Below are 22455 nucleotides of genomic sequence, written 5' to 3'. Positions count from 1 at the left end.
GGCGCATCAAGAAAGTGCAGGCCCCGCGGACGAGACCGCGGAGCCTGCACCGGACCTACTCTTACTCGGCCGAGCCGCTCGATCCCGACTCGCTCGAGGACTTCGAACCGGCGCCCGCGCCGGCCTTGGCCGACTCCGCCGAACCCGAACCCGATTCCGACGCGTTGGCCGAACCGGACGAGGCGTGCGTGCCCCCGGCCTTGACGCCCGAGCCCGGCTCCGCCTTGACGCTGTCGCGGGTCACCGAACCCTTGGTGCCCTTGACGCCCTTGGTTCCCTTGGTGGTGGCCGCGTCCTTGGTGGCCGCGTCCTTGGTGGCCGCGTCCTTGGTGGTCGCATCCTTGGTGGCGGTCGATGCGTCGACGTCGGCGTCCTTGGTTGTGGCCGAGGACGATTCGCCCGCTGCACCGGCGGCCGTCGCCTCGTTGACATCCTTGGTCACCGTCGAGGCGGCATCCGCTGCGGGCTTGGCCGTGGCGGTGGTCCCGGCTTCTTTCACCTCGGTCGCCGAAGTCGCCTCGGACGCGGTGGTGGCCTCGGTCTGCTCGGAGGTGGCGGCACCCGCCCCTGCGTCCTTACCGGTCGTCTCCGCGGGCGCCGCGCCCTTGGCGTCGACCGCCAGGGTCACGGTGGTGGCCGACTCGGCGGGCAGTGCAGCCACTGCGGCGGTCGCGGTCGCGGTCGCCGCCGCGGTGGTGGTGGTGGTGGTGGGCAACCCGGCCCTCAGCGCCTGGAGGATAGTGCTGCCGATGTACGGCAACGTGCCCGTGGTGAACTGCTTCGCCTGCTCCACGGCGTTGTGCAGCACGTCGGCGATACCGTGCTGCACGGCGTTGATGACGTTCACCGGGTTCAGCGTCTTGAGTGAGTCCAGCACCTTCTGAGTGCTGGTGACGATCTGCTGAAGCAGCGGCGGCGTACCGCCGGCGTTGAATCCGAGGCCGATTGTCGAGGCGACGACACCCACCAGCAGACTCAGTCCCGAGTTATAAAGTGCCGAGACCATTGCCTGGCCAACCTTGAACGGCCGCTCCAGAGCCGGCTGCAGTGCCGCCCAAGGGTTCCCGAGCAGAGCCAGGATGGGCATGAGGCCGGCGTTGATGACGGCGTCGATGGCACCGTTGACGTCACCGGTGGCCAGGATGGCTCCGGCCTTCTTCAGGGTGGCGGGCAGACCGGCGCCCAACTGGCCGAGTGCGGACCCGGCGGCGTTGGCGGCATCCAGCACGGCCCGCGCGGTGTAGAGCTGGTTGTCGATGATCTGCCGCAGGATCGGCAGCGGGTTGGCCAGCACGGTGTGGACCGTGTCGTTGAGCCACGCGCCGGCATCGTCGAACACCGGCTTGAACACGTTGATCGGGTTGTCGATCGAGGATGCGGTGAGCTGGACCTGTGGCATGTGCATCTGCGGCAGGTTGGGGTGCGCAGCGATCGGTGTCACCGCGATGACGCTGGCGCCGACGAGCGCGACACCCGCCGTGACATAGGGGCGCATGGCAGACTGCATGGACATTCCTGGTTTCATCCCTTCATCGGAACTCTGGTTCCCCCCAGCCGGACAGAAACCTACTGGCCAGTAAGTTCTCCGCAAGACGTTCCGGCAAAGTTGCAGGCACTGACAAATTTCCCGACCTGCCAGGGTGCGGATTCTCCACTTTGCTGGTGAGCGCGCCTCGTTCCGTTCGCAACGAGTTCGGCAAACGGCACGCCCAGTGAAGTCCTCAGTCAGCCCCCGGACGGTCGGCGACCGCAGGGACCGGCGGGCGAAGACGCTTACTAGCTGCGTGATCCAGCCCACATTCACGCACAATCACGACCCAGCCCACATCATCGGATGTTTCGTCAATACACGTCCATGCGTCCATGGATTGGACAATCAGCAACGCGATGTCACGTGACGGGCGCGATAGCCGGGACAGGCCCGAACGTGCGCGGGCTACGTACCCAATCTGTCCACATACTGAGATGCCGGGTGGCGCGTCCCGGTCCGGCAGTAGGGTCCGCCGGTATGGACGCGCTCACCGGCCTGCTCGACGGAGTGCGGGCCCGCGGTGCATTCGTGCTGCGGCTGTCCCTGGATCCACCGTGGTCGATGCGGATTCAGGACGGTGCGTTGACACTGATCTGCCAAACGGCCGGCAATTCGGTCATCGTCACCGACGGCAACGACGAATTCCCTTTGGCGACTGGGGATATCGCGTTGGCCAGCGGTGCCTGCCATTACGTCTTCGCCTCCGCCGCCGACGCCACGCCCGCGCTCGTCATCCATCCGGGCCAGCGGTGCACCACGACGGGCGGCCAGGATATGCGTTTCGAGCTGAGCGTCGGGGTGCGCACCTGGGGCAACAGCGCCGCGGGCACCGACCGGGTGGTGATCGGCGCCTACGAAGGGCGCAGCGAGGTGAGCTCGCGGCTGCTTCGGTCCCTACCCCCGGTCCTCGTCGTACGGCACGGCGAATCCTCGGCGCTGGTCGATCTGCTCACCGCCGAGGCGGGATGCGAACGTGCCGGGCAGGAGGTCTATCTGGACCGGTTGCTCGACCTCATGCTCATCGACACCCTGCGCGTCTGGTTCGACGGCACCGGGCAGGCGCCGCCCTGGTGGCGCGCCGGTGACGACGTCATCGTCGGGCCGGCCCTGCGGCTCATCCACCACAACCCGCGACACCCGTGGACCGTGGCAGACCTCGCCCGTGCGGTCGGCACGTCGCGCGCCGTGCTGGCCCGCCGGTTCACCGACCTCGTCGGCGAACCGCCCATCGCCTTCCTCACCGGCTGGCGCCTGGCCTTGGCGGCCGACCTGCTCCGGTCCGGTGATCACACCATCGCCGCGGTCGCCGACCGGGTCGGGTACGGCACCCCGTTCGCGCTCAGCGCCGCGTTCAAGCGGACGTACGGAATGAGCCCCGCCGCATACCGAACCGATCAGCCGGCCGGGGCGGCACCGGCCTGACGCCGCCGCGCCACCACACCTGCCGCCGAGGTCGCGGCGATGGCGATGAGCGCCCCCAGGATGAGCGCCGACGGCTCGCCGGGCCCCAGGAGGCGCTCCTCGGTACCCAGGGTGGCCGCCGCCACCGGCACCCCCAACTGTGCCGCCGCAAGCACGCACAGCACCGTCGACTGCCCGAACAGCCGGCCCACCAGGTGTGCGGCGATGGCGCCCAGCCCCAACGCCACACCGAGACCGATGAACGCGGGGTGGTCGCCGAGTTCGCGCACCTGCAGTGACGCCCCCAGCCAGACGAAGAACAGCGGCGCAAAGAAGCCTTCGGTGATCCCGAACAATTGCCGGGCCAGCCGACGCGGCTCCCCGATGGCCGAGATCACCAGCCCGAGTGCGAAGCCGGCCAGCATGATCGACACGTGCGTGGCAATCGCCAGCGCCGCAAGACAGAACAACAGGATGAGGCTGAGCCGCAACTCCAGGGCCAGTCGGTGCTCCTCCGAGTAGTGGTGAATCCGCTTGCGGGCGCCGCTGCGTTCGAAGTGTCGCAAACCCAGGAACAGCACCACGGCGGCGGCGCCTATCGCCACCGCACCGAGGGCGGCCCGCGGCGCGCGACCGGGGTCGATTGCCAAGGGCAACAACACTATCGATGCGGCATCGGCGATGGCGATCTGCGCCGTGACCGACAGCACCGGCGGCCCCGTCAATCCCAGCGAGTCGATCACCGGCAGTGCCAGCGCGGCCGAGGAGGAAGCCATCAGCACGGCGTAGAGCAACGCATGCCCGGTGCCGAAGGCGGAAGCGATCAGCACGCCCAGGACTGCGGCCACCGCCCCGACGGCCACCGCCCTCAGCGCGGCTGCGCCGAGGGCCCCACGCAGCGCGGTATCGCGCACCGGGACATGGGTGCCGACGATGAACATCACCAACGCGAACCCGACGTTGGCCAGCAGCTGCAGGGTCGGGTTGGTGTCGTCGACGATGCCGAATCCCGCTCTGCCGACGATCATCCCGGCCACCAGTTCACCGACCACCACGGGCACCCGCAACCCCGGGATGGCCGCCAGCGCCGGGCCGGCCAGACCGATGACCGCCAACAGGGCCAAGGTGTCGAATCCGAAGCCGGTCATCTCAGCGGGTCACGCCTGCCACGACACCAGCCGGCACGGGATCGCGGTGTTCTCGTCGGTCAGGTAACTCGCGCACACCCGGTGATAGCCGTCCGCCACCTGCATCGGCACGTTGTTGCCATACTGGCCGCGCACCAACAGGATCGGCGAGAGCCGTTTACCGTCGCTGATCTTGGCCAGATCATTGCGGACATGTGCGTTGTTTTCCGGCAACAGCGCCAGCCCCGCCGCACGCAGAATGTCTTTTGCCTTGCGCTGCAAGGGCTTCGCGTTCTTGAGCTGCTCGACCGTCGCCGTCACCACCGCCGGCTCGGCGAGCATGCTCAGATAATCTGCCGCCGCCTGGTAGTCATGCTCTTCCGGCTCGTCCAGCCACTTCACGCCCATCGGGACACCCTAGTCCGCGGGCGCTGAAAATCGGCTGGGAACTCAGGCACCGATCCAGTTGCCGTGGAATCCGTAGGGAACCCGTTGCGGCAACGCAATCCTGGCGACGGGGCCGGCACCGAAATCGGAGGCATCCACGATCACCAGATCGCTACCGTCGCGATCGGGGTCATACACATAGCCCAGATACCAGCCGTTGTCCTCGTCGGCCGGGCCAGGACCGGGCACGAACACCGCTTCACCGGCGCCGCCGGTGCCGAGGTCGTGGCGCACCGCCGCTCCCGTGGTCAGGTCGTACCGCAGCCAACTGTTCTTCCCGACTGCCACAGAATAGCGTGCCGGCAGCCCGGCGAGCCGATCGTCGATGCGCGGGAACTCCACGCCGCTGTCATCGAGCTGACGCTCGCTGACCGACCCTGCGACCAGATCGATCCGCCATTCCCACAGCACCGCGTCGACGTCGAAGTCGCCGGCGTGCCGCCACAGCTCGGGATACCGAATTGCTTGCAGCACAATGGAATCACCGTGATCGTGGGCGTTGGCGACGTGGAACACGTAGCACGGGTCGATCTCGAACCAGCGAATCTCGCCGTACGGGTCACTGCGGCGCAGCACACCCAGACGCGCGCCGTAGGAGTCGCTCCACCGATACGGCATGTCCCGTCGGCCGCTGACCGCGACGTCGATGTCGAACACGACCGGCAAATCCATGAACACCACGTGCTCGGCGGTGATGGCGAAGTCGTGCATCATCGTCAGCGCCGTCACGTCGACGGGCCGGTTGACGGTGAGCGTGCCGTCGGCATCGGCGCGGTGATACGTCACGTGCGGCGCGAAAATACTGCCGTAGCCGAAGAAGTGCAACTCACCGGTCGTCGGGCAGATCTTGGGATGCGCGGTCATGGAGTCGGCCAGCTTGCCGCCGAAGTCGTAGGCGCCGACGGTTTCCAGTTCGGTGGTGATCTGGTAGGGCAGTGAGGATTCCACCAATGCCAGCGTCTTGCCCGCGTGGTTGACGATGTGGGTGTTCGACGAGGCGGCGCGCAGGTTGCGGGAGCCGTCGGCGTTGTACAGCGGGAAGTCCTCGACGAAGCTGTCGGTGCGCACCCAGCGATTGCGGTACCACTTAGCCGCGCCGTTCTCGACACGCACGCCGTGGATCATGCCTTCGCCGATGAACCAGTGCCCGGTCTCCTGCCGCGGATTCGGCCCGTTGCGCAGGTACCAGCCGTCGAGTTCGGGCGGAATCGCGCCGTCGACGGGCAGGTCGTACTCGGTCAGCTCATCGGCGACGGGGGCGTAATTCCCCCGGCGGAAGAAGTCGCCGGTGGTCGGCAGGCCGGTGGAGGCCGAAGACTGGGTCATGCCATTCACCCTCACATTCCACTAGTGATATGTCAAGAGTGGAATGTAGGATCGCCCGCATGAGTTTGCGCATCGCCGCCCTCGGCCTGCTCGTCCAGCACCCCGGCAGTGGATACGACCTGCTCAAGCGATTCGAGAAGTCGATGGCCAACGTGTGGCCGGCCACTCAGAGCCAGCTCTACGGCGAGCTCAACAAGCTGTCCGCGGCCGGCCTGATCGAGGTCGCAGACACCGGACCGCGCGGCCGAAAGGTGTACCGCGCCACCAAGTCCGGACGCGCCGAGCTGCTGCGCTGGCTGACCAGCCCGCAGCAAGACCCGCCATATCGCAGCCCCGAGCAGCTGCGCATCTTCCTGCTCGGAGAACTGCCCGCGGACGACGCGGCGGGGCACGTACAGGCCCTTGCCGACCACGCCCGCGCCGAGATCGCACGCCTGCACGCGCTGCGCGACGGGTTGCACTGGGACGACTCGGACGAGTCCTTCTACGGCTACGCCGCCTTGGAACACGGCCTGCGCGCCAAGACCATGCAGGCCGAGTGGGCCGAATGGCTGGTCGAGGCCATCAAGGAGCGCGTCTGACGGTTGGGGTTGCATCGCGATAGTTTCCGATATATCGTCAACGCATCGGAAGCGCACATCGCGTTTCCCGTCGAAAGAGAGACACCAGACATGAACACCCCATTCACACCCCCCAATCAACCGTTCGGATTCGGGCCCGCATTCGGCCCCGGTGGCTTCGGCCCCGGTGACCGGCGCGCCCTGCACGAACACCGCCGCCAGGCCCGTCGCGAGTTCAGGGATCACCTGCGCGAACACGCCGGCGGCCCGCAGGGACCGTTCGGCCCCGGTTTCGGCCGCGGCTTCGGCCCGGGCTTCGGCCCCGGTTTCGGCCCGGGCTTCGGCCCCGGCGGTCCGCGTGGTCGCGGCCGCGGCGGTCGTGGCGGTAACCGCGGTAAGCGCGGCGACGTCCGGGCCGCCATCCTGACGCTGCTCACCGAGCGGCCCATGCACGGCTACGAGATGACCCAGGAGATCGCCGCCCGCAGCAACGATCTGTGGAAGCCGAGCCCCGGCTCGGTCTATCCCACCCTTCAGCTGCTGGTCGACGAGGACCTGATCGTGCCCACCCAGAGCGAAGGCAGCAAGAAGACCTTCGAATTGACCGACGAGGGCCGCGCCGCCGCCGCGAAGATCGAGACCGCCCCGTGGGACGCCATCACCGAAGATGCCGACCCCAATGCGGTCAACCTGCGTGCCGCACTGGGCCAGCTGTTCGGTGCGGTCGCCCAGGCGGTGCACACCACCGGCGACGAGCAGCAGCAGCGCATCCTCGACATCGTCAACAACGCCCGCCGCGAGATCTACCAGATCCTCGGCGAAGAGTGACGCCGGCGGTGGGTCTGCATAGCCTGGGGGTTATGCAGACCCACCCGCTCGGTCCGTTCGACGTCGCCCGCATCGGGTTCGGAGCAATGCAATTGCCCGGGCCCGGTGTTTTCGGTCCGCCCCGCGATCGCGATCAGGCGCTCGCCGTCCTGCGCCGCGCCGTCGAACTCGGTGTCAACCACATCGACACCTCCCAGTACTACGGCCCCGACGTCGCCAACGAACTCATCCGGGACGCCCTGCAGCCCTATCCGGCCGACCTGGCCCTGGTGAGCAAGGTCGGTGCTCGCCGCGACGCCCAGGGCGGATGGCTGCCCTTCGACCGCCCCGCCGAGCTGCGCCAAGGTATCGAGGACAATCTGCGCACGCTCGACATCGACCGGTTGGCCGCGGTCAATCTGCGGATCATGCCGCCCGGCGACGCACCCGACGACATCGCGGCATTGGATGCCGACACCTTCGACCGTCAGCTCGACGCGATGATCCGGGCCCGCGAAGAGGGCCTGATCTCGGGGATCGGGCTGTCCAACATCGGCGTCGCGCACCTTGAGTTCGCCCTGGAGCGCACCGAGATCGCTTGCGTACAAAACGCTTTCAACCTGCTGGACCGATCCGCCCAGCCGCTGCTGGATCTGTGCTTCCAGCACGGGATCGCCTTCGTCCCGTTCTTCCCGCTGGGTTCTGGTTTCAACCCGCAGAACCCCGTACTGAACAACGATGTCGTCACCCGGGCAGCCGCCGACCTCGGCCGCACGCCGGCGCAGATCGTGCTGGCCTGGACGCTGTCGGTGTCACCGCACGTGCTGCTGATCCCCGGCACCTCATCGGTGGCGCACCTCGAGCAGAACCTGGCGGTCGCCGAGATCGAGTTGCCCGCCGAGGTCAAGCGCGCCCTCGATAGCATCAGCCCGTAACCGGGCGAGCGAAGCGACGGGAAAATTGATGAACCTCGACGATCTCAACGGCTATGCGATCCCCCTGATCGTGGCCGTCCTCACCGGTCTGGGCGGTGTGTTGGGGGTGCGCTTCCGCGATGCCGACGCCCACGAACGCCGCCGCGGCATGTGGCTGTTCATGCTGGTCCTGCTGACCGCCATCGCGACGTCCGCCGCGAACAATTCGGCCGCCGGCTTCGGTCGTCCGCTGGCCGCCGTGCTGCTGACCCTCGCGGCGTCGGCCGCCGCGGTCGGCACCCATCTACTCTGGCGCCGCGTCGTCTTCGACGCGCCCCAGCGCAATGTCACCATCGCCGTCACGGCGGTTGTGCTGGCCGTCGTGGTGATCGTCTCCTCGGCCACCTACACCTACATTTCCGGTAAAGGCTGCCGGCAGGCCAAAGGGCTGATCACCACCAGCATGGCGCAGTCAGCGTTCGTCCTGCCGACATTCGGCAACCAGGGCCCCACCACCGGCGACTTCCAGAAGTGGTCCCGCGACCTGCGCGACCAGGCCAACCAGGTCACCGCGAGCGACGTGGCGCCGCGCGCCAAGGATCTCGCCGACCTGGCCGACCAGATCACCGCGACGGTGCAGATCGGCGACACCGGCACCCACGCCCTGCTCGGCGCCCGGTTCTACGACGTGCTGCGGGTGCTGCTGCGAAAGTGCCAGAACGTCTAACGTTCACCGGCGGTACGCCAGAACCCGCCCGCCAGTCGGGCATTCAGACATGATGGATCACATGCCTGGGCGATACGAGATCGATCGCATGCCACGCGGCGGGCCGGACGCATCCTGCGTGGACCGGATGCTGCAGACCGACCGGCCGGAGTACCTGGACCGCGACGATGTCGATCCGTTGGTCAAGCGCAGTGTGGTCGCCGCACTGGACTGGACCGGACGGGTTTTCGGCAATCACGAGCAGTTCGCCAGGACCGTACTCGACGAAGTGGCCGAGGTGGCCGATCCCAGCATCCTGGAACTCGGTGCCGGGCATGGCGCCCTGTCCGCGACCCTGCTGGATTGGCATCCCAGCGCACGGGTCACGGTCACCGATATCGAACCGGAGTCGGTCACCGCGATATCCGCGGGCGCACTCGGCAGCCACCCGCGCGCCGAGGTGCGCAGCATGGACGCCACCGCGATCGACGCGCGGGACGGCGAATTCGCGCTGGCGGTGTTCGCACTGTCGTTCCACCACCTGCCACCGTCGCTCGCGTCGAAAGTGCTCGCCGAGGGCACCCGGGTCGCCGACAAGCTGCTGATCATCGATCTGCCGCGGCCGCCGTCCCCGCTGCACCTGCTGCGTCTGGCGACGATGCTGCCGCTGGCCCCGTTCATCCCGTTCGTGCACGACGGGGTGATCAGTTCGCTGCGCTGCTACAGCCCCTCGGCCATGCGGGCGCTGGCCGCGCACGCCGGGGTGGACGTGACGGTCCGTACCGGTCTGATGAGCCCGCAGGTCACCGTCGCCACCCGCGGTCAGGTTCGGGCCGATGGGTGACGACGTCACACAGACCGACTTCAGCCGGGCCCAGCGACGCGAGTACCGGCGCAAGGTACAGCTGTGCCTGGACGTGTTCGAAACCATGCTGTCGCAGTCCAGTTTCGAGTTCGACCGGCCGCTGACGGGCATGGAGATCGAGTGCAATCTGGTCGACGATGCGTACCAGCCGGCCCTGCGCAATGCCGAGGTGCTGGAATCCATCGCCGATCCCGCGTACCAAACCGAATTGGGCGCCTACAACATCGAATTCAACGTGCCGCCGCGCCCGCTGCCCGGCCGCGCGGCACTGGAACTCGAAGACGAGGTCCGGGCCAGCCTCAACGCGGCCGAGAGCAAGGCCGCCCACGACGATGCGCATATCGTGATGATCGGCATCCTGCCGACGCTGATGCCCGAGCACCTGAGTGCGCACTGGATGAGCCCGTCGACGCGTTACCAGGCCCTCAACGATTCCATCTTCACCGCCCGCGGCGAGGATATCGACATCGACATCGCCGGCCCGGAACGGCTGTCGGTGCAATCGGCCGATATCGCCCCCGAATCCGCTTGCACCAGTGTGCAATTGCATCTGCAGGTGTCGCCGGCGGATTTCGCCAGGAACTGGAACGCCGCGCAGGTACTGGCCGGACCGCAGTTGGCGCTCGGCGCGAACTCACCGTATTTCTTCGGCCACGAACTGTGGGCGGAGACCCGCATCGAACTGTTCACCCAGGCCACCGACACCCGCTCCGATGAACTGAAAACCCAGGGCGTGCGGCCCAGGGTGTGGTTCGGCGAACGTTGGATCACTTCGATTTTCGATCTGTTCGAGGAGAACGTCCGGTACTTCCCGTCGCTTTTGCCCGAGCTGTCCGACGAGGATCCGGTGGCCGAGCTGGCGGCCGGGCGCGCGCCGAAGCTTGCCGAACTGCGGTTGCACAACGGCACCATCTACCGGTGGAACCGTCCGGTCTACGACGTGGTGGACGGCCGCGCGCACCTGCGGGTGGAGAACCGGGTACTGCCGGCCGGGCCGACGGTGGTGGACATGCTGGCCAACTCAGCGTTCTACTACGGCCTGCTGCGCACGCTGTCCGAAGAAGACCGGCCGGTCTGGACGAAGATGAGTTTCGCTGCGGCGCACCATAATTTCACCGCTGCGGCCCGGCGCGGGATGGATGCCCGGCTGTACTGGCCGGGTCTGGGCGAGGTCACACCCGACGAGTTGGTGCTACGTGAGCTGCTGCCGTTGGCCGACGAAGGATTGCGCCGCTGGAGTGTGGCCACCGAGGTCCGCGATCGGTACCTCGGTGTCATCGAGGGCCGGGCCAAGACGGGGCGCAATGGGGCGGCCTGGCAGACCGCCACCGTGCACGCCCTGCAAGAACGCGGTCTGGCCCGCCCGCAGGCGCTGGCCGAGATGCTCAAGCTGTACTGCACGGCGATGCACAGCAACAGCCCGGTGCACACGTGGGAGACACCGACCCCCTGACGCGGCGTACGTTGGATGCCATGACATCTGAGGTTTTGGACTGGGACGGCGCGTACCGGCAGGACGGCACCTTCCAGGGTCCGCCACCATGGAATATCGGTGAGCCGCAGCCCGAACTCGCCGCCCTCATCGCGGCCGGAAACGTCCGCAGCGACGTGCTCGACGCCGGCTGTGGGCACGCCGAGTTGTCGCTGTCACTGGCGGCCCAGGGCTACACCGTCGTCGGCCTGGATATTTCGCCGACCGCCATCGCCGCGGCCAATCGGGCAGCCCAGGAACGGAACCTGAACACGGCGGCCTTCGCTCAGGCGGATATCACCTCGTTCACCGGCTACGACGGCCGGTTCAGCACGGTCATCGATTCGACGCTGTTCCATTCGCTGCCGATCGAGGGACGCGACGGGTACCTGCAGGCGGTGCACCGGGCGGCGGCACCGGGGGCGTCGTACTTCGTGCTGGTGTTCGCCAAGGGCGCGTTCCCGGCCGAGCTGGAGCAGAAGCCGCACGAGGTCGACGAGGACGAACTGCGGGCCGCGGTGTCCGAGTACTGGACCGTCGATGCGATCCGGCCGGCCTTCATCCACGCGAACGCGATGGTCATGCCGAACATGCCGGCCGACATCCCGTTCGACCGCGACGAGAAGGGCCGGGTGAAATTCCCGGCGTTCCTGCTCAGTGCCCACAAGTAAGCCCACGAGTGAGCCCACCGGGTAGCGGTCACAGGCCGCCGCGGGACACCAGTTGGGCGGCGATGACGTTGCGTTGGATCTCGTTGGTGCCTTCGCCGACGATCATCAGTGGGGCGTCGCGGAAGTAGCGTTCGACGTCGTATTCGGTGGAGTAGCCGTAACCGCCGTGGATACGCACCGCGTTCAGCGCGATCTCCATGGCGGTCTCGGAGGCGAACAGCTTGGCCATCCCGGCTTCCATGTCGCAGCGCTGTCCGCTGTCGTATTTCTCGGCGGCATACCAGGTGAGCTGGCGCGCTGCGGTCAGCTTGGTGGCCATATCGGCCAGGTAATTGCCGATCGACTGATGGCGCCAGATCGGCTTGCCGAAACTCTCGCGCTGCTGGGCATAAGCCAGCGAATCCTCCAACGCGGCCGTCGCCACCCCGAGCGCACGCGCGGCCACCTGGATGCGCCCGGTCTCCAGCCCCTTCATCATCTGCCCGAACCCCTGACCCGGCGTGGCACCCAGGATCGCTGACGCCGCGATGCGGTAGTCGTCGAAGGCCAACTCGCAGGACTCCACCCCCTTGTACCCGAGCTTGGGCAGATCCCGCGACACCGTCAGGCCCGGCCCGTGTTCGGCCAGCACGATCGAGATGCCCTTGTGCTGGGGAACCGCGCTCGGGTCCGTTTTACACAGCAGCGCGATCAGATCCGAACGCCGCGCATTGGAGATCCAGGTCTTGGCCCCGGTGATCACCAACTCCGCACCGTCGGTTTTCGCGACCGTGGTCATGGCCTGCAGATCCGAACCGCCGCCGGGCTCGGTCAAGGCCATCGTCGCGCGCACCTCGCCCGTGGCCATCCTCGGCAGATAGGTCTGCTTCTGCTCCTCGGTGCCGAACAACGTGAGCAGTTTGGCCACCACGGTGTGCCCGCCCATCGCCCCGGCCAGGCTCATCCAGCCCCGCGCCAACTCCTGGGTCACCTGCGCATAACAGGGCATCGACACCGGACTGCCACCGAAGGCCTCGGGCACCGCCAACCCGTAGATCCCGATCTGCTTCATCTGCTCGATCCAGCGCTCGGGATACTCACCCGAATGCTCGACCTCGCGCACCGTGGGCTTCACGTCACGATCGATGAAGGCCCGCACCGTCGCGACCAGGTATGCCTCTTCGTCGTTGAGCGTGCGCACCCGCTCACCCTAGCTACACGCCACCAGCGCCTCGGTGAACCGCTCCAACTCGGCTTCGGTGACATCGACGTGCGGGGACACCCGCAGCACGGGACGCGCGAGTTCGTATGGCGCACGCACGAGTTCGCATGCGGTGGTGACGACACGGTGCTCGGTGATCAACCGGGCCCGAACCTGCGCCGGCACCGCGTCACCGGTGGGCTCCAGGGTGGTCAGCGCCGTCGGCTCGGTGGTGGGTTCGACGACGCGCCAGCCCGCAACGTCGGCCAGCGCGGCGCGCGTCCACTGCCCCACCTCGGCCAGCCGGGTCCGCACCGCTGACGGCCCGGCGGACAGATGCTCGCCGACGGCCAGCGCGTAGCCGACGCGGGCGGCGATATTGGCCTCACCGCTCTCCAGCGGTGCCAGCCGCGGCGCCAGGCCCGCGGCGAACTCGGTCCGCAACGCCAGCACCCCGACGCCGCGCGGGCCGGCCAACCACTTGCGCGACGAGGAGTACAGCACGTCCGCCCCCACCGCACAGTCCAGGTGGCCGAGTGCCTGCGCCGCGTCGATCACCAGCGGCACCCCGAGGTCGCGGCACACCGCGGCCAACTCCGCGGCCGGCTGCGCGACGCCACGGTGGCTGCCCAGTGCGGTCAGGTGCACCACCGCGGGTGGATCGGCGCGCAGCACCGCGGCGGCCTCGTCGACCACCAGCCGTCCCAGCGGGTCGACCGGAAGCGGGCGCACCTGGAAGTCGTTGGCCGCCATGATGGCGAGGTTGGGTCCGTACTCACCGGGCGGGCAGGCCAGCGTCCGCGCGCCGGCCCAGCTGCTCAGCAGCAGATCAAGGGCATGATTGGAACCCGTCGTGAAAACGACCTCGGCATCCGGAATTCCGGCGAGTGCGCGGATCGCGTCCCGGCCGGCGTCCAGTACCGGCGTGGCCGCCTCCGCGGCCACGTATCCGCCGACCTCGGCTTCGTGACGAGCATGCGTCGCCGCGGCGTCGATCACGGCGTTGCTCTGCCTGGAACACGCCGCGTTGTCCAGGTGCAGTCCCGCGACGGCGGGCCGGGCGGCCCGCCAATCGTCCGCGAGGCTCACCTGACCGCCAGCGACAGCCCGAAGTCACCGGCCGGGTCGGTCCACCAGTGCGTGCGGCGCAGCCCGGCGGCCGCCAGTTCGGCGGCCACGCCCTCGGGCCGGAACTTGCAGGACACCTCGGTCAGCATCTCCTCGCCGGCCGCGAAGTCCGCCGTGAGATCCAGTGCGTTGACCCGTACGCGTTGGGCTCGAAGAGATTTCAGCCACATCTCGATGCGTTCCTGGTCGGGATTCCACTTCGCGACGTGGCCGAAGGCGGCCAGATCGAAATCGGCGTCGAGTTCCCGGTTCACCACGGCCAGCACGTTGCGGTTGAACGCGGCGGTCACCCCGGCGCTGTCGTCGTAGGCCCGCACCAACCGGCCGGTGTCCTTGACCAGGTCGGTTCCCAGCAGCAGTGCATCTCCCGGCCGCAGCGTATCCGCCAGTGCGGAAAGGAAACTCGCGCGCGGCTCGGCGGTGAAGTTCCCGATGGTGGAGCCCAGGAACACCACCAGCCGGCGACCCAGCTGCGGTATGTCACCGAGGTCCTGTTCGAAATCCCCACAGACGGTGTCGATCTCGATACCGGGATATTCGTCGCGCAGCGCGGCGGCCGCGTCGCGCAGCACACTCGGATCCACGTCGAACGGGATGAATCGGCGCAGCACGCCGCGCTCCCGCCAGGCATCGAGCAGCAGCCTGGTCTTCTCCGAGGTGCCGCTGCCCAGTTCCACCAACGTGTCGGCGCCGGAGGCCGCCGCGATCTCGGATGCGCGGTCCCGCAGGATCGACGCCTCGGCGCGGGTCGGATAGTACTCCGGCAACCGGGTGATCCGGTCGAACAGGTCGCTGCCCACACTGTCGTAGAACCATTTGGGCGGCAACGTCTTCGGGTTCTTTTGCAGACCTTCCGAGACGTCGCGACGCAGCGAGTTGGCCAGATCCGTGCTCAAGCCGGTGGTCATGGCAATCCTTTCAGCGGGGTGAGGGTGACGTCGCCGCCCGCCACCCGTGCGAGGTGGCGGTCGGGGATGTCACGCCAGGCCGGGTCGTCGTCATAGGGTTCGCTGGCGAGTACCACGCCATCGGCGCGGACCAGCATCGACAAGGTGTCACCCCAGGTGGTGGCCAGCAGCTGGGACCCGTCTGCTGCCATGATGTTCAACCGCGCACCGGGGTCCGCTGCCCCCACTTCGGCGATGGTGTCACCGAGGGCGTCCAGTCCGCGGTCGAAGATGTGCGCGGCCAGCACCGCACTGTCCACGGTGGATTCGGCGTCGCGGGCCGGCGGCAGCACCGCGCGGTCGACTATTCCGTTGTGGGACAGCAGCCAGGTGCCGTCGGTGAAGGGTGCGGATGCCGACGGTTCGATGGGCATCCCGACGGTGGCCGACCGCACGGCGGCCACGACACATGCGCTGCGCAGCACCGGGCCCACCGACGCGAAAGAAGCGTCCCCCCACAACGGTTTGTCGCTGCGCCAACGGTGCACGCCCGCCTCGGTGGTGAAGCCGGCGCCCCAGCCGTCGGCGTTCAGCCGTCCGTGTTTCTGCCTTCGTGGTGAATAGGACTGCACCAGAAGACCTGCAGGAGGCTCCAGCATCAGCGACGCCAGCGTCACGGGGGCCCCCAACCAACCCAGGTGCCGGCACATCAGTGGGCGTCCCAGGCCAGTCGCACCCCGGAGAAGATCTGCCGCCGAATCGGGTGGTCCCAGTTGCGGAAGCTCGGCCGCACGATGCCCGGGGCCACCGCCCACGAGCCGCCGCGCAGCACCCGGTAGTCGCCCGTGCCGGGGGCTTCGAAGAATGGCTCGCTGTACCGGTCGTAGATCATCGGCGTGAAGCCCGGCCATGGTCGCAGCGGGGAGGTGGTCCACTCCCATACGTCGCCCAGCATTTGTTCGGCCCCGTAGGCCGATGCACCGGCGGGGTAGGCCCCCACCGGTGCCGGGCGCATGGCGTCACCACCGAGGTTGACCAGCTCTGGGCCGGGTTCGGCTGCCCCCCAAGGGAATCGCCGTCGCGTACCGAGTTCGGGGTCCCAGGCGCAGGCCTTCTCCCACTCGATCTCGGTGGGTAGCCGCGCCCCGGCCCAGGCCGCGTACGCCTCGGCCTCGAAGAAGGTCACATGCTGCACGGGTTCATCCGCGGGGATCTCTTCGACGTGACCGAACCGGGTGCGCGTGCCCTCGCCGTTCCAGGACAGCGGCGCCACCAGGCCGGCCCGCTCGCGGTGCTCCCACCCGCGCGGAGACCACCAGCGCGGCTGCCGATATCCACCGTCGTCGATGAAGTCGCGCCACTGCGCGTTGGTGACCGGCACCCGGCCGATCCGGAACGCATCGACGTGCACCGTGTGGGCGGGGCGTTCGTTGTCCAGTGAGTACGGTTCGTCAACAGCGTCGACGCCCAGCGTGAACGGTCCCGCCGGCACCGGCACGGACGTACCTGCCACGCCGGGGCGCCCGGCCGGCAGCGGCACACCGGTGCCGAGGATGGGCGTACCGCGGCGCAGGTTCAGCGCCTGCAGCATCGTCTCGTCGTGCTGATTCTCGTGCGATACCACCAGACCGAACCGGAACAGCTGGTCCTGGGTGCGCGCGCCGGCGAGTGCATCCAGCGCGCGGTCACGCACGGTGCGGCAGTAGGCTCGCGCGTCGGTGGGCGGCAGCAGCGGAAGCTGCACCCGGCTGGCCCGGGAATGCACGAACGCGTCGTACAGCTGCTCGACGGCCGGGGGCAGCATGCCTGGCCGGTCCGGGTCGCCGTCACGCAGCAGCCACAGTTCCTCCTGCTGGCCGATATGCGCGAGATCCCACACCAGCGGGCTCATCAACGGGTCGTACTGGCGATGCAGTTCGGCGTCGTCGAAATCGACCAGCGCCAAGGTGCGTTCCCTGGCCCGCGTCAACTCTGCGGCCAGCACGTCCGGTGCGGTCACTCCCGTCCCTTCGCCAATTGTCCGAGCACAGAAGGGATCCCGTCCGCGAGTACCCGGTCGGAGAAGTCGTCGGCGGCAGATCGCCCGGCCGTCGCATTGCGCAGCAAGGTATCCATCGGCCCGGCCAGCGCAGCGGGAGCATGCTCGGCGGCGGTGGCCACGCAGCGCACCGCCGCGGCCCGCAGCCGCGGGTCGGCCAGACCGACGCGGGCGGCCAGATCCCATTCGGTGGCGACGGATTCTGTCGCTGCTGCGGCGACCTGCGCGGCCGCCGGGTTGTCCATCAGGGTGACCAGCGTGAACACCACGGCCGGCCAGACTTCGTCGGGCAGGCTGTCCAGATAGCGGATCTCCAACCAACGCCGCGGCCGCACCGGCGGGAACAGGGTGGTCAGGTGATAGTCCAGGTCGTCGTCGGTGGGCCGGCGCCCGCCCAGGGTGGCCCGGCCGTCGGCCCAATCGGCGAAGGTCATCCACTCCGCAGCCGCTTCGGCGTCCGCTTCGGAGGTGCGCACCAGCATCACCGGCGCGCGCAGGGCGTAGCGCGCCCAGTCCACCCCGGGTTCGTCGCTGTCGCGGCCGAGCACCGGGCCGCAGCGCGCGGCGTCGATCTGTCCCCAGACCCGCTGCCTGGTACTGCGCCAGCCGGTGAACTGTCCGCCGAGCAGGGGGGAATTGGCCGACAGCGCGATCATCACCGGACCCAGTGCGTGCGCCAGCCGGACCCGGTCCGCCCAGCCGGCGCGCGGACCTGCCTCGATGTTCACCTGCACCGACGCCGTCGACGTCATCATCTCGGCCCCGGCGGTGCCCGACCGCGCGAAGAACCGCTCCATGGCCCGGTACCGGGACCCGGGGTGGATCCGCTGGGCCGGGCGCAGCGGATCGGTGCCCAGCAGCACCAGGCCGAGCCCGCGGGCGGCGAACGCGCTGCGCAACACCTCGCGATCGGCTGTCATCGTCGCGATCGCGGTCGAGATATCGGCCGCGGGCGGGCCGGACAGTTCGACGGCGCCGCCGGGCTCCACGGTGATCGCACTGCCACCGGGTAATGCGGGCACCGTGTCGATGGCGTCGGCGATCTCGCCCCAGCCCGGTCTGCGAGATGGGTTCTCGACGTCGTAACAGTGCGCTTCGAGTTCCAGTCCGACCGTGCCGATGGGGCCGTCACGCAGACAGTCCTCGGCGATCCGCGCGGCCATGACCCCGGATGTGCAGTCGACATCCCACGCTGCGGTGGTCATGCGTGCCATTCCTCCCCAGTGGTCTGGACGCTAAGGGGTTGTTCTTCCCTGTCTATCTTCCAGACCGGTCTGACATATTCCCAGAGCTTTTGCCGACAGCTACTGCCCCAGCGAGTTCTGCATCGCACCGGCCAGCACGTTGACCGCGGGTCCACCGTTTCCAGATTGGCAGACCTTTGCCTGCAGCAAAACATTTTCGCGCAGTCTGGTCTGGGTGAAACACCGCCGGTCGGTGTCCGCCTCCTGCTTGATCCACACCACGTCGTTGGGCATGGCCGGTCCGCCGGTGAAGGTCCACACCTCGGTGGCGCCGTCGTTCAGATGCATCGCGCTGGTCTGGCCCGAGCACCCGGCCGTGCGGTCGGTGATCCGGCGCAGCGCACGGGTGGCCGCGTCGTTGGTGGCGAACACACCGACGGCCTGCTTGACCAGGTGGGTGGTATCGGTGGCCGACGTCTGGGCCAGCGCGCTGTTGAACGACGCGAGGTCGGGGTCGTTGTACACCTCGGGCAGACCGATATCGGCCCAGTTGTTGCACACCGGGGTGTCGACGGAGAAGGCCTGGACGGGATCGGTGAATTCGGCTGCCCACCCCAGCGGTGCGCCGACGATGTTGGCCACCGAACCCTTGGGCAGCACCGCGTAGTTCACCACCCCGGGATCGGACGGCTTGGCCCACGCGGGGCCGGCCAGAGTGACCGCCATGCACACACCGGCCGCGGCTGCTGTCAGGCGCATGGCATCGATCATGCCAGGGCCCTGACCGTCCTAGAAAAGCGTCTGGGTGCAGTAGGTGCGGGCCGGCGCGGGATACGGCCACGCGTAGGAGCCGGCGACCGCGGGACAGGCGGACTGATCACGGATGTCCAGTCGCTGGGTGATCTGCACGATCAGCGCGGAGCCGCGTTCGGCGCAATCGGCCTTCTGCACCACGCCGATCGGCATTTCCATCGTGTAGCAGTGCTGGGCAACGAGATTGGGCACCAGGCAGAGCCGCGCCGTGCCGGGTTCGGCCAACTGCGTTGACAGGTGCTGGTATTCGTTGCTCGGGCAGTTGCCGTTGGCGTCCGCGGTGGCGCCGACGGTGTAGCTCGGATCGGCGGTGCACGGGGACTTGTCGGCGCGGGCCGGAGCTTGCGGGGTCGCGGACGGGATCTGCACGCAGTCTCCGACGGTGAAGATCGTCGACGTGGCGACATCGGCGGGCCGGCCACGGAATCCGCACGAGGACAGGATGGTCGCCAATACCACAACGCCGACCATCAGCGCGGTAGGCGATGGCCGGCGTGTCATGGTTAGCGACACTCTCACGAGTGAGCCACTGCTGCCAAGCGGTCACGGCAATTCCTCAGAGCCCCGTGACCGTCCTCTTAAGGTCTCAGGGGCGTGGCGCGGAGTTCGGCCCGCCGGGACCCTGCTGCGCGCCGGGTCCGCCGGGGCCCTGCTGCCCGCCCGGCCCGCCGGGGAAGTCACCGCGCTCGCCCGGCCCTCCCGGACCGCCCGGGAAGAAGATGTGCGGTGGCCCCATCGGCGGGCCCTCCCGGTGGAACATGCCCGTCTCGTGGTGCGGACCGCCACGATGGCCGCCGTCGGAGCTCTTACCCAGGTAGAACCCGGAGAAGAACACCACGGCGAAGATGAACGTCACCCCGGCCGCGATGCCGACCCAGGCGGTGGCCTGGAACAGCCGGTTGGGGCGTTTCGGTGCTACGACCGCCGGCTCCGCCGGCGGCACGGCGGCCACCGGGGCGACGGGGGTGGTGGGGGTCTCTGCTTCATCACTCATGCTTCCCATGATGCCGACCCGCGGCATGAGCCAGATAGCTCCGCAATATGAATCAGCTGTGAGCCGGCACTGCCTGCGGGTCCTCGTCGGGCTCGGCTTCCACCAGCAGTGACATCCCATGGTGTGCCGGCATCTCGGCGGCGAAGCTGTGCAGGTCGTCGACGACGCCGATGACCTTGCCGCTGAACATGTCCGACACCACCGCACGCGGAGGCAGGTGCTCGGAACGCACGGTTCCGGCAATCTCCTCGTTGGCGAAATTGAGCACCGTCAGCTGAAGTTGGCGCGGATCGTCGAGCTGGTGCACCATCACCAGCATGCCGCGATGGGACACCTCGGGGATGTCGATCTGACGGCTGGTGGCGATGCCGAAATGGGTGCGGACCCGCAGAATGGCCTGCAACTGGCGTACGAAGCTGCTCTCGTCGGCGAGCTGGTCCGGTATCGATCCGTACAGGCTGGTCCCTCGCGGCATCCCGGCACTCGAGTGGGTGGCTTCGGCGTTGACGCCCATCAGATCGTGGGCAGCACGGTGGATCCAGCGGGTGTCCCCGCCGCGCATCAATTCGCCCACCTCGGTGGCCGGAAGCGTCAGCATTCCGCACAGATCCCATCCCGACAGCGCGAACACACCCGGCTGCAGCGCATTGAACATCGCGAGTAGCAGGTGGGCACGCCGGATGCGGTCGAGTGAGACCCCGTCGCCGCGCTCGCTCCCGGCGTCGGTGATCTGGTCCAGGTCGGTGACACCGAGTATCGCGGCGATCACGGTGGCCGTCGTGCACGCGATGCCGTTCGTGGTGAACACCAGGTTGTAGGGGGCCTGCGGACCGGTGAGCGCATCGGTGAGATCCGCCCGGACGGTCTGCCCGAGTTCTTCGCCGGTGACGTCGGTGCCCTTGTAGGTGTAGACGTCGTCGCGGTGCCCGGCCGACCAGTGCACCAGCTCGTAGGTCAGCTCGTCATGGTTCTGCAGCGCGTGCACTAGCGAGGCCGGGTCCACGTCCGTGTCCAGGGTGGTGCGCAACGTCAAGCGCAGGAACTCGGTGTCCGCGGTGGCCAGCGCGTGCTGATACGCCGGCCGGTTGATGAAGTCGTAGGACAGGTCCGGTCCGGCAATGCTGTTGTCCCGGATGTCGTCGATGGTGAGGTTGAGTTCCTGGAAGGTGAACCCGCCCAGCTTGCGCACCATGCTGCCGATGAACTGGTTGGCCGCCTGGGACAGCGGATGCCCCTCCGACCAGCCCACGTCGTCCTCGGTCGACTTCTCGGCACCCAGAAAACCGTTGGCGTCCAACCGCAATCCGCCCGTGCCGAGATCGGACAGCGAATGCAGGGCGTCACCGATGACCAGCCGCATGCCGGCGAAACTGGGATCGAGCCAGTTGATCGAGGGCTGGCCGTCCTTGAAGTAATGCAGATACACCCAGCGACGCTCCACACCGTCGACACCGACGATCGGGCGGGTGACGCTCCAGTTGGTCTCCTTGATGCCCTCGGCGAAGAAGATGACCCGCTGCAGCCGCCCGATGATGTAGCCGGCCTTGTCCAGCCAATCCTCGGTGGCCGGGTCCACGTTCACCGAGTCCACGCCCGCCGGCACCGACGGTAGGTGCTCCCAGTCCCTGGGATCGATCTCCACCATGTGATAGATCCCCGGGTAATCGGCGTATTTCATCTCGGCGAGCCGGAAGTCGGCCCCTTTGCCGGTATGGCCGGGCACGATGTCATCGATGATGGTGCCGCCGTACCAGTTGGCCGTGCCGCACATCTGCCGGAACTCGTCCTCGGTCCCGAAGGCCGGGTCGATCTGCGTGCTGATGCGATCGAAATGTCCGTCCACGCTGGGAGTCAGCTGCCAGCCGGAGATCCCACCCGCTCGTTTCACGGGGCCGGTGTGCACCGCCTGAATACCGATCTCGGCGAAGGCTTTCCACATCTGCTCATCGGCCATCGCCTTGAGGAAGGACTCTTCGGGTCGGGTGATCAGCGACAGCGGGTAGGCGGTGAACCACACCGACGCGGTGTCGACCGCCGAGCGGGGGTTCGGCCGGGCGAACGGGTTCTGCCACATCGAACCTTGTCCGGAGAACTGCTGGCTGATCTCGTTGGCATCGGACAGCATCGACTGCGACAACAGCCAGGACACGTAGGCGGGGTTCGCCCCGGTGGCCGGGCCGTCCTGGGCCAGCGACCGGCGCACGAACGGGGTCCGCACCCGCGGCCTGGAACGCAGCGTCTTCGGCCTGGCCGGGTGCAGATACTCGTCGAAGGTGATCTCGGCCGGCTCGTTGGCCTGCTCTTCGGCTGCGGGTTCGGGCGAGTCAGCGGCCTGCGACGACATCCGTCTCCTCCCTCACCTGGCACAACCGATTTGCCCCGATGGGCAGTATTGCCGGGTGCCG

22 protein-coding genes are annotated in these 22455 nt (G+C 68.1%); 8 read left to right on the top strand and 14 right to left on the bottom strand.

Annotation, left to right across the window (positions count from 1 at the left end; all coding sequences use genetic code 11):
• Positions 1-61: 61 nt before the first annotated feature.
• The gene (locus tag ACXPWS_RS01740; RefSeq protein ID WP_458710790.1) at positions 62-1507 is read right to left on the bottom strand and encodes a hypothetical protein; all 1446 of its coding nucleotides are present in this window, start codon (positions 1505-1507) and stop codon (positions 62-64) included.
• Positions 1508-2008: 501 nt separating this feature from the next.
• On the opposite strand from ACXPWS_RS01740, the gene ACXPWS_RS01735 reads away from it, so the two are divergent.
• The gene (locus tag ACXPWS_RS01735; RefSeq protein ID WP_458710789.1) at positions 2009-2953 is read left to right on the top strand and encodes an AraC family transcriptional regulator; all 945 of its coding nucleotides are present in this window, start codon (positions 2009-2011) and stop codon (positions 2951-2953) included.
• Here ACXPWS_RS01735 and ACXPWS_RS01730 read toward each other — a convergent pair.
• The 3 genes from ACXPWS_RS01730 to ACXPWS_RS01720 are packed head-to-tail and all read right to left on the bottom strand — an operon-like array spanning position 2926 to position 5832.
• Positions 2926-4080, bottom strand: coding sequence for a cation:proton antiporter (locus ACXPWS_RS01730; RefSeq protein WP_458710788.1), 1155 nt, complete (start codon positions 4078-4080; stop codon positions 2926-2928). The genes ACXPWS_RS01735 and ACXPWS_RS01730 overlap by 28 nt on opposite strands.
• A 9-nt stretch (positions 4081-4089) precedes the next feature.
• Complete coding sequence (locus ACXPWS_RS01725) at positions 4090-4467, bottom strand: hypothetical protein (RefSeq protein ID WP_458710787.1); 378 nt, start codon at positions 4465-4467, stop codon at positions 4090-4092.
• Between the two features lie 42 nt (positions 4468-4509).
• Positions 4510-5832 carry a carotenoid oxygenase family protein gene (locus ACXPWS_RS01720; protein ID WP_458710786.1) on the bottom strand — a complete coding sequence of 441 codons (1323 nt, stop codon included), beginning with the start codon at positions 5830-5832 and terminating at the stop codon, positions 4510-4512.
• Positions 5833-5891: 59 nt separating this feature from the next.
• Between ACXPWS_RS01720 and ACXPWS_RS01715 the strand changes: the two genes are divergently transcribed.
• From ACXPWS_RS01715 to ACXPWS_RS01685, 7 genes are all read left to right on the top strand, one after another.
• Complete coding sequence (locus ACXPWS_RS01715; protein ID WP_458710785.1) at positions 5892-6413, top strand: PadR family transcriptional regulator; 522 nt, start codon at positions 5892-5894, stop codon at positions 6411-6413.
• 90 nt (positions 6414-6503) lie between these two features.
• Complete coding sequence (locus tag ACXPWS_RS01710) at positions 6504-7220, top strand: PadR family transcriptional regulator (protein WP_458710784.1); 717 nt, start codon at positions 6504-6506, stop codon at positions 7218-7220.
• Between the two features lie 32 nt (positions 7221-7252).
• On the top strand, positions 7253-8134 hold the full coding sequence (locus tag ACXPWS_RS01705; protein WP_458710783.1) for an oxidoreductase: 882 nt from the start codon (positions 7253-7255) through the stop codon (positions 8132-8134).
• A gap of 28 nt (positions 8135-8162) precedes the next feature.
• Positions 8163-8840 (top strand): hypothetical protein, encoded by a 678-nt coding sequence (locus tag ACXPWS_RS01700; protein ID WP_458710782.1) that lies wholly within the window; start codon positions 8163-8165, stop codon positions 8838-8840.
• 52 nt (positions 8841-8892) lie between these two features.
• Positions 8893-9663 (top strand): class I SAM-dependent methyltransferase, encoded by a 771-nt coding sequence (locus ACXPWS_RS01695; RefSeq protein ID WP_458710781.1) that lies wholly within the window; start codon positions 8893-8895, stop codon positions 9661-9663.
• Positions 9656-11137: a glutamate--cysteine ligase gene (locus ACXPWS_RS01690; RefSeq protein WP_458710780.1), complete on the top strand. Its 1482-nt coding sequence runs from the start codon at positions 9656-9658 to the stop codon at positions 11135-11137. Before ACXPWS_RS01695 ends, ACXPWS_RS01690 begins: the two co-directional genes overlap by 8 nt.
• 20 nt (positions 11138-11157) lie before the next feature.
• Positions 11158-11826 carry a class I SAM-dependent methyltransferase gene (locus ACXPWS_RS01685; RefSeq protein ID WP_458710779.1) on the top strand — a complete coding sequence of 223 codons (669 nt, stop codon included), beginning with the start codon at positions 11158-11160 and terminating at the stop codon, positions 11824-11826.
• 28 nt (positions 11827-11854) lie between these two features.
• Here the strand turns inward: ACXPWS_RS01685 and ACXPWS_RS01680 are convergent, their stop codons facing one another.
• The 10 genes from ACXPWS_RS01680 to treS all read right to left on the bottom strand — a co-directional run bounded on the left by ACXPWS_RS01680 (position 11855) and on the right by treS (position 22394).
• Complete coding sequence (locus tag ACXPWS_RS01680; protein ID WP_458710778.1) at positions 11855-13006, bottom strand: acyl-CoA dehydrogenase family protein; 1152 nt, start codon at positions 13004-13006, stop codon at positions 11855-11857.
• A gap of 9 nt (positions 13007-13015) precedes the next feature.
• Positions 13016-14095, bottom strand: a complete 1080-nt coding sequence (gene egtE, locus ACXPWS_RS01675) for an ergothioneine biosynthesis PLP-dependent enzyme EgtE (protein ID WP_458710777.1) — start codon at positions 14093-14095, stop codon at positions 13016-13018.
• Positions 14092-15042, bottom strand: a complete 951-nt coding sequence (egtD, locus tag ACXPWS_RS01670) for an L-histidine N(alpha)-methyltransferase (RefSeq protein WP_458710776.1) — start codon at positions 15040-15042, stop codon at positions 14092-14094. The genes egtE and egtD overlap by 4 nt, the downstream gene beginning before the upstream one ends.
• Complete coding sequence (gene egtC, locus ACXPWS_RS01665; protein WP_458710775.1) at positions 15039-15731, bottom strand: ergothioneine biosynthesis protein EgtC; 693 nt, start codon at positions 15729-15731, stop codon at positions 15039-15041. Before egtC ends, egtD begins: the two co-directional genes overlap by 4 nt.
• Positions 15731-17020: an ergothioneine biosynthesis protein EgtB gene (gene egtB, locus ACXPWS_RS01660; protein ID WP_458710774.1), complete on the bottom strand. Its 1290-nt coding sequence runs from the start codon at positions 17018-17020 to the stop codon at positions 15731-15733. The genes egtC and egtB overlap by 1 nt, the downstream gene beginning before the upstream one ends.
• Positions 17017-18264 (bottom strand): ergothioneine biosynthesis glutamate--cysteine ligase EgtA, encoded by a 1248-nt coding sequence (gene egtA, locus ACXPWS_RS01655; RefSeq protein WP_458710773.1) that lies wholly within the window; start codon positions 18262-18264, stop codon positions 17017-17019. The genes egtB and egtA overlap by 4 nt, the downstream gene beginning before the upstream one ends.
• A gap of 99 nt (positions 18265-18363) precedes the next feature.
• Positions 18364-19002 (bottom strand): sensor domain-containing protein, encoded by a 639-nt coding sequence (locus tag ACXPWS_RS01650; protein ID WP_458710772.1) that lies wholly within the window; start codon positions 19000-19002, stop codon positions 18364-18366.
• A 30-nt stretch (positions 19003-19032) separates the two neighbouring features.
• Positions 19033-19557: a hypothetical protein gene (locus tag ACXPWS_RS01645; RefSeq protein ID WP_458710771.1), complete on the bottom strand. Its 525-nt coding sequence runs from the start codon at positions 19555-19557 to the stop codon at positions 19033-19035.
• An 85-nt stretch (positions 19558-19642) separates the two neighbouring features.
• A complete protein-coding gene (locus tag ACXPWS_RS01640) occupies positions 19643-20050 on the bottom strand; it encodes a hypothetical protein (protein ID WP_458710770.1) in 408 nt (135 codons plus the stop codon).
• A 52-nt stretch (positions 20051-20102) separates the two neighbouring features.
• Positions 20103-22394, bottom strand: a complete 2292-nt coding sequence (treS, locus tag ACXPWS_RS01635; protein WP_458710769.1) for a maltose alpha-D-glucosyltransferase — start codon at positions 22392-22394, stop codon at positions 20103-20105.
• Positions 22395-22455 lie beyond the last annotated feature (61 nt).

The organism is Mycobacterium sp. BMJ-28 (assembly GCF_054404835.1).
Note: the sequence above shows the minus strand (reverse complement) of the source record. Positions and strands in the feature narration are given on the sequence as shown.

Coding starts and splice junctions, on each gene's coding strand:
- ACXPWS_RS01740 (WP_458710790.1), bottom strand. CDS start 1,507: ATGCAGTCTGCCATGCGCCCCTATGTCACGGCGGGTGTCGCGCTCGTC.
- ACXPWS_RS01735 (WP_458710789.1), top strand. CDS start 2,009: ATGGACGCGCTCACCGGCCTGCTCGACGGAGTGCGGGCCCGCGGTGCA.
- ACXPWS_RS01730 (WP_458710788.1), bottom strand. CDS start 4,080: ATGACCGGCTTCGGATTCGACACCTTGGCCCTGTTGGCGGTCATCGGT.
- ACXPWS_RS01725 (WP_458710787.1), bottom strand. CDS start 4,467: ATGGGCGTGAAGTGGCTGGACGAGCCGGAAGAGCATGACTACCAGGCG.
- ACXPWS_RS01720 (WP_458710786.1), bottom strand. CDS start 5,832: ATGACCCAGTCTTCGGCCTCCACCGGCCTGCCGACCACCGGCGACTTC.
- ACXPWS_RS01715 (WP_458710785.1), top strand. CDS start 5,892: ATGAGTTTGCGCATCGCCGCCCTCGGCCTGCTCGTCCAGCACCCCGGC.
- ACXPWS_RS01710 (WP_458710784.1), top strand. CDS start 6,504: ATGAACACCCCATTCACACCCCCCAATCAACCGTTCGGATTCGGGCCC.
- ACXPWS_RS01705 (WP_458710783.1), top strand. CDS start 7,253: ATGCAGACCCACCCGCTCGGTCCGTTCGACGTCGCCCGCATCGGGTTC.
- ACXPWS_RS01700 (WP_458710782.1), top strand. CDS start 8,163: ATGAACCTCGACGATCTCAACGGCTATGCGATCCCCCTGATCGTGGCC.
- ACXPWS_RS01695 (WP_458710781.1), top strand. CDS start 8,893: ATGGATCACATGCCTGGGCGATACGAGATCGATCGCATGCCACGCGGC.
- ACXPWS_RS01690 (WP_458710780.1), top strand. CDS start 9,656: ATGGGTGACGACGTCACACAGACCGACTTCAGCCGGGCCCAGCGACGC.
- ACXPWS_RS01685 (WP_458710779.1), top strand. CDS start 11,158: ATGACATCTGAGGTTTTGGACTGGGACGGCGCGTACCGGCAGGACGGC.
- egtD (WP_458710776.1), bottom strand. CDS start 15,042: ATGACCACCGGCTTGAGCACGGATCTGGCCAACTCGCTGCGTCGCGAC.
- egtC (WP_458710775.1), bottom strand. CDS start 15,731: ATGTGCCGGCACCTGGGTTGGTTGGGGGCCCCCGTGACGCTGGCGTCG.
- egtA (WP_458710773.1), bottom strand. CDS start 18,264: ATGACCACCGCAGCGTGGGATGTCGACTGCACATCCGGGGTCATGGCC.
- ACXPWS_RS01650 (WP_458710772.1), bottom strand. CDS start 19,002: ATGCGCCTGACAGCAGCCGCGGCCGGTGTGTGCATGGCGGTCACTCTG.
- ACXPWS_RS01645 (WP_458710771.1), bottom strand. CDS start 19,557: ATGACACGCCGGCCATCGCCTACCGCGCTGATGGTCGGCGTTGTGGTA.
- ACXPWS_RS01640 (WP_458710770.1), bottom strand. CDS start 20,050: ATGAGTGATGAAGCAGAGACCCCCACCACCCCCGTCGCCCCGGTGGCC.
- treS (WP_458710769.1), bottom strand. CDS start 22,394: ATGTCGTCGCAGGCCGCTGACTCGCCCGAACCCGCAGCCGAAGAGCAG.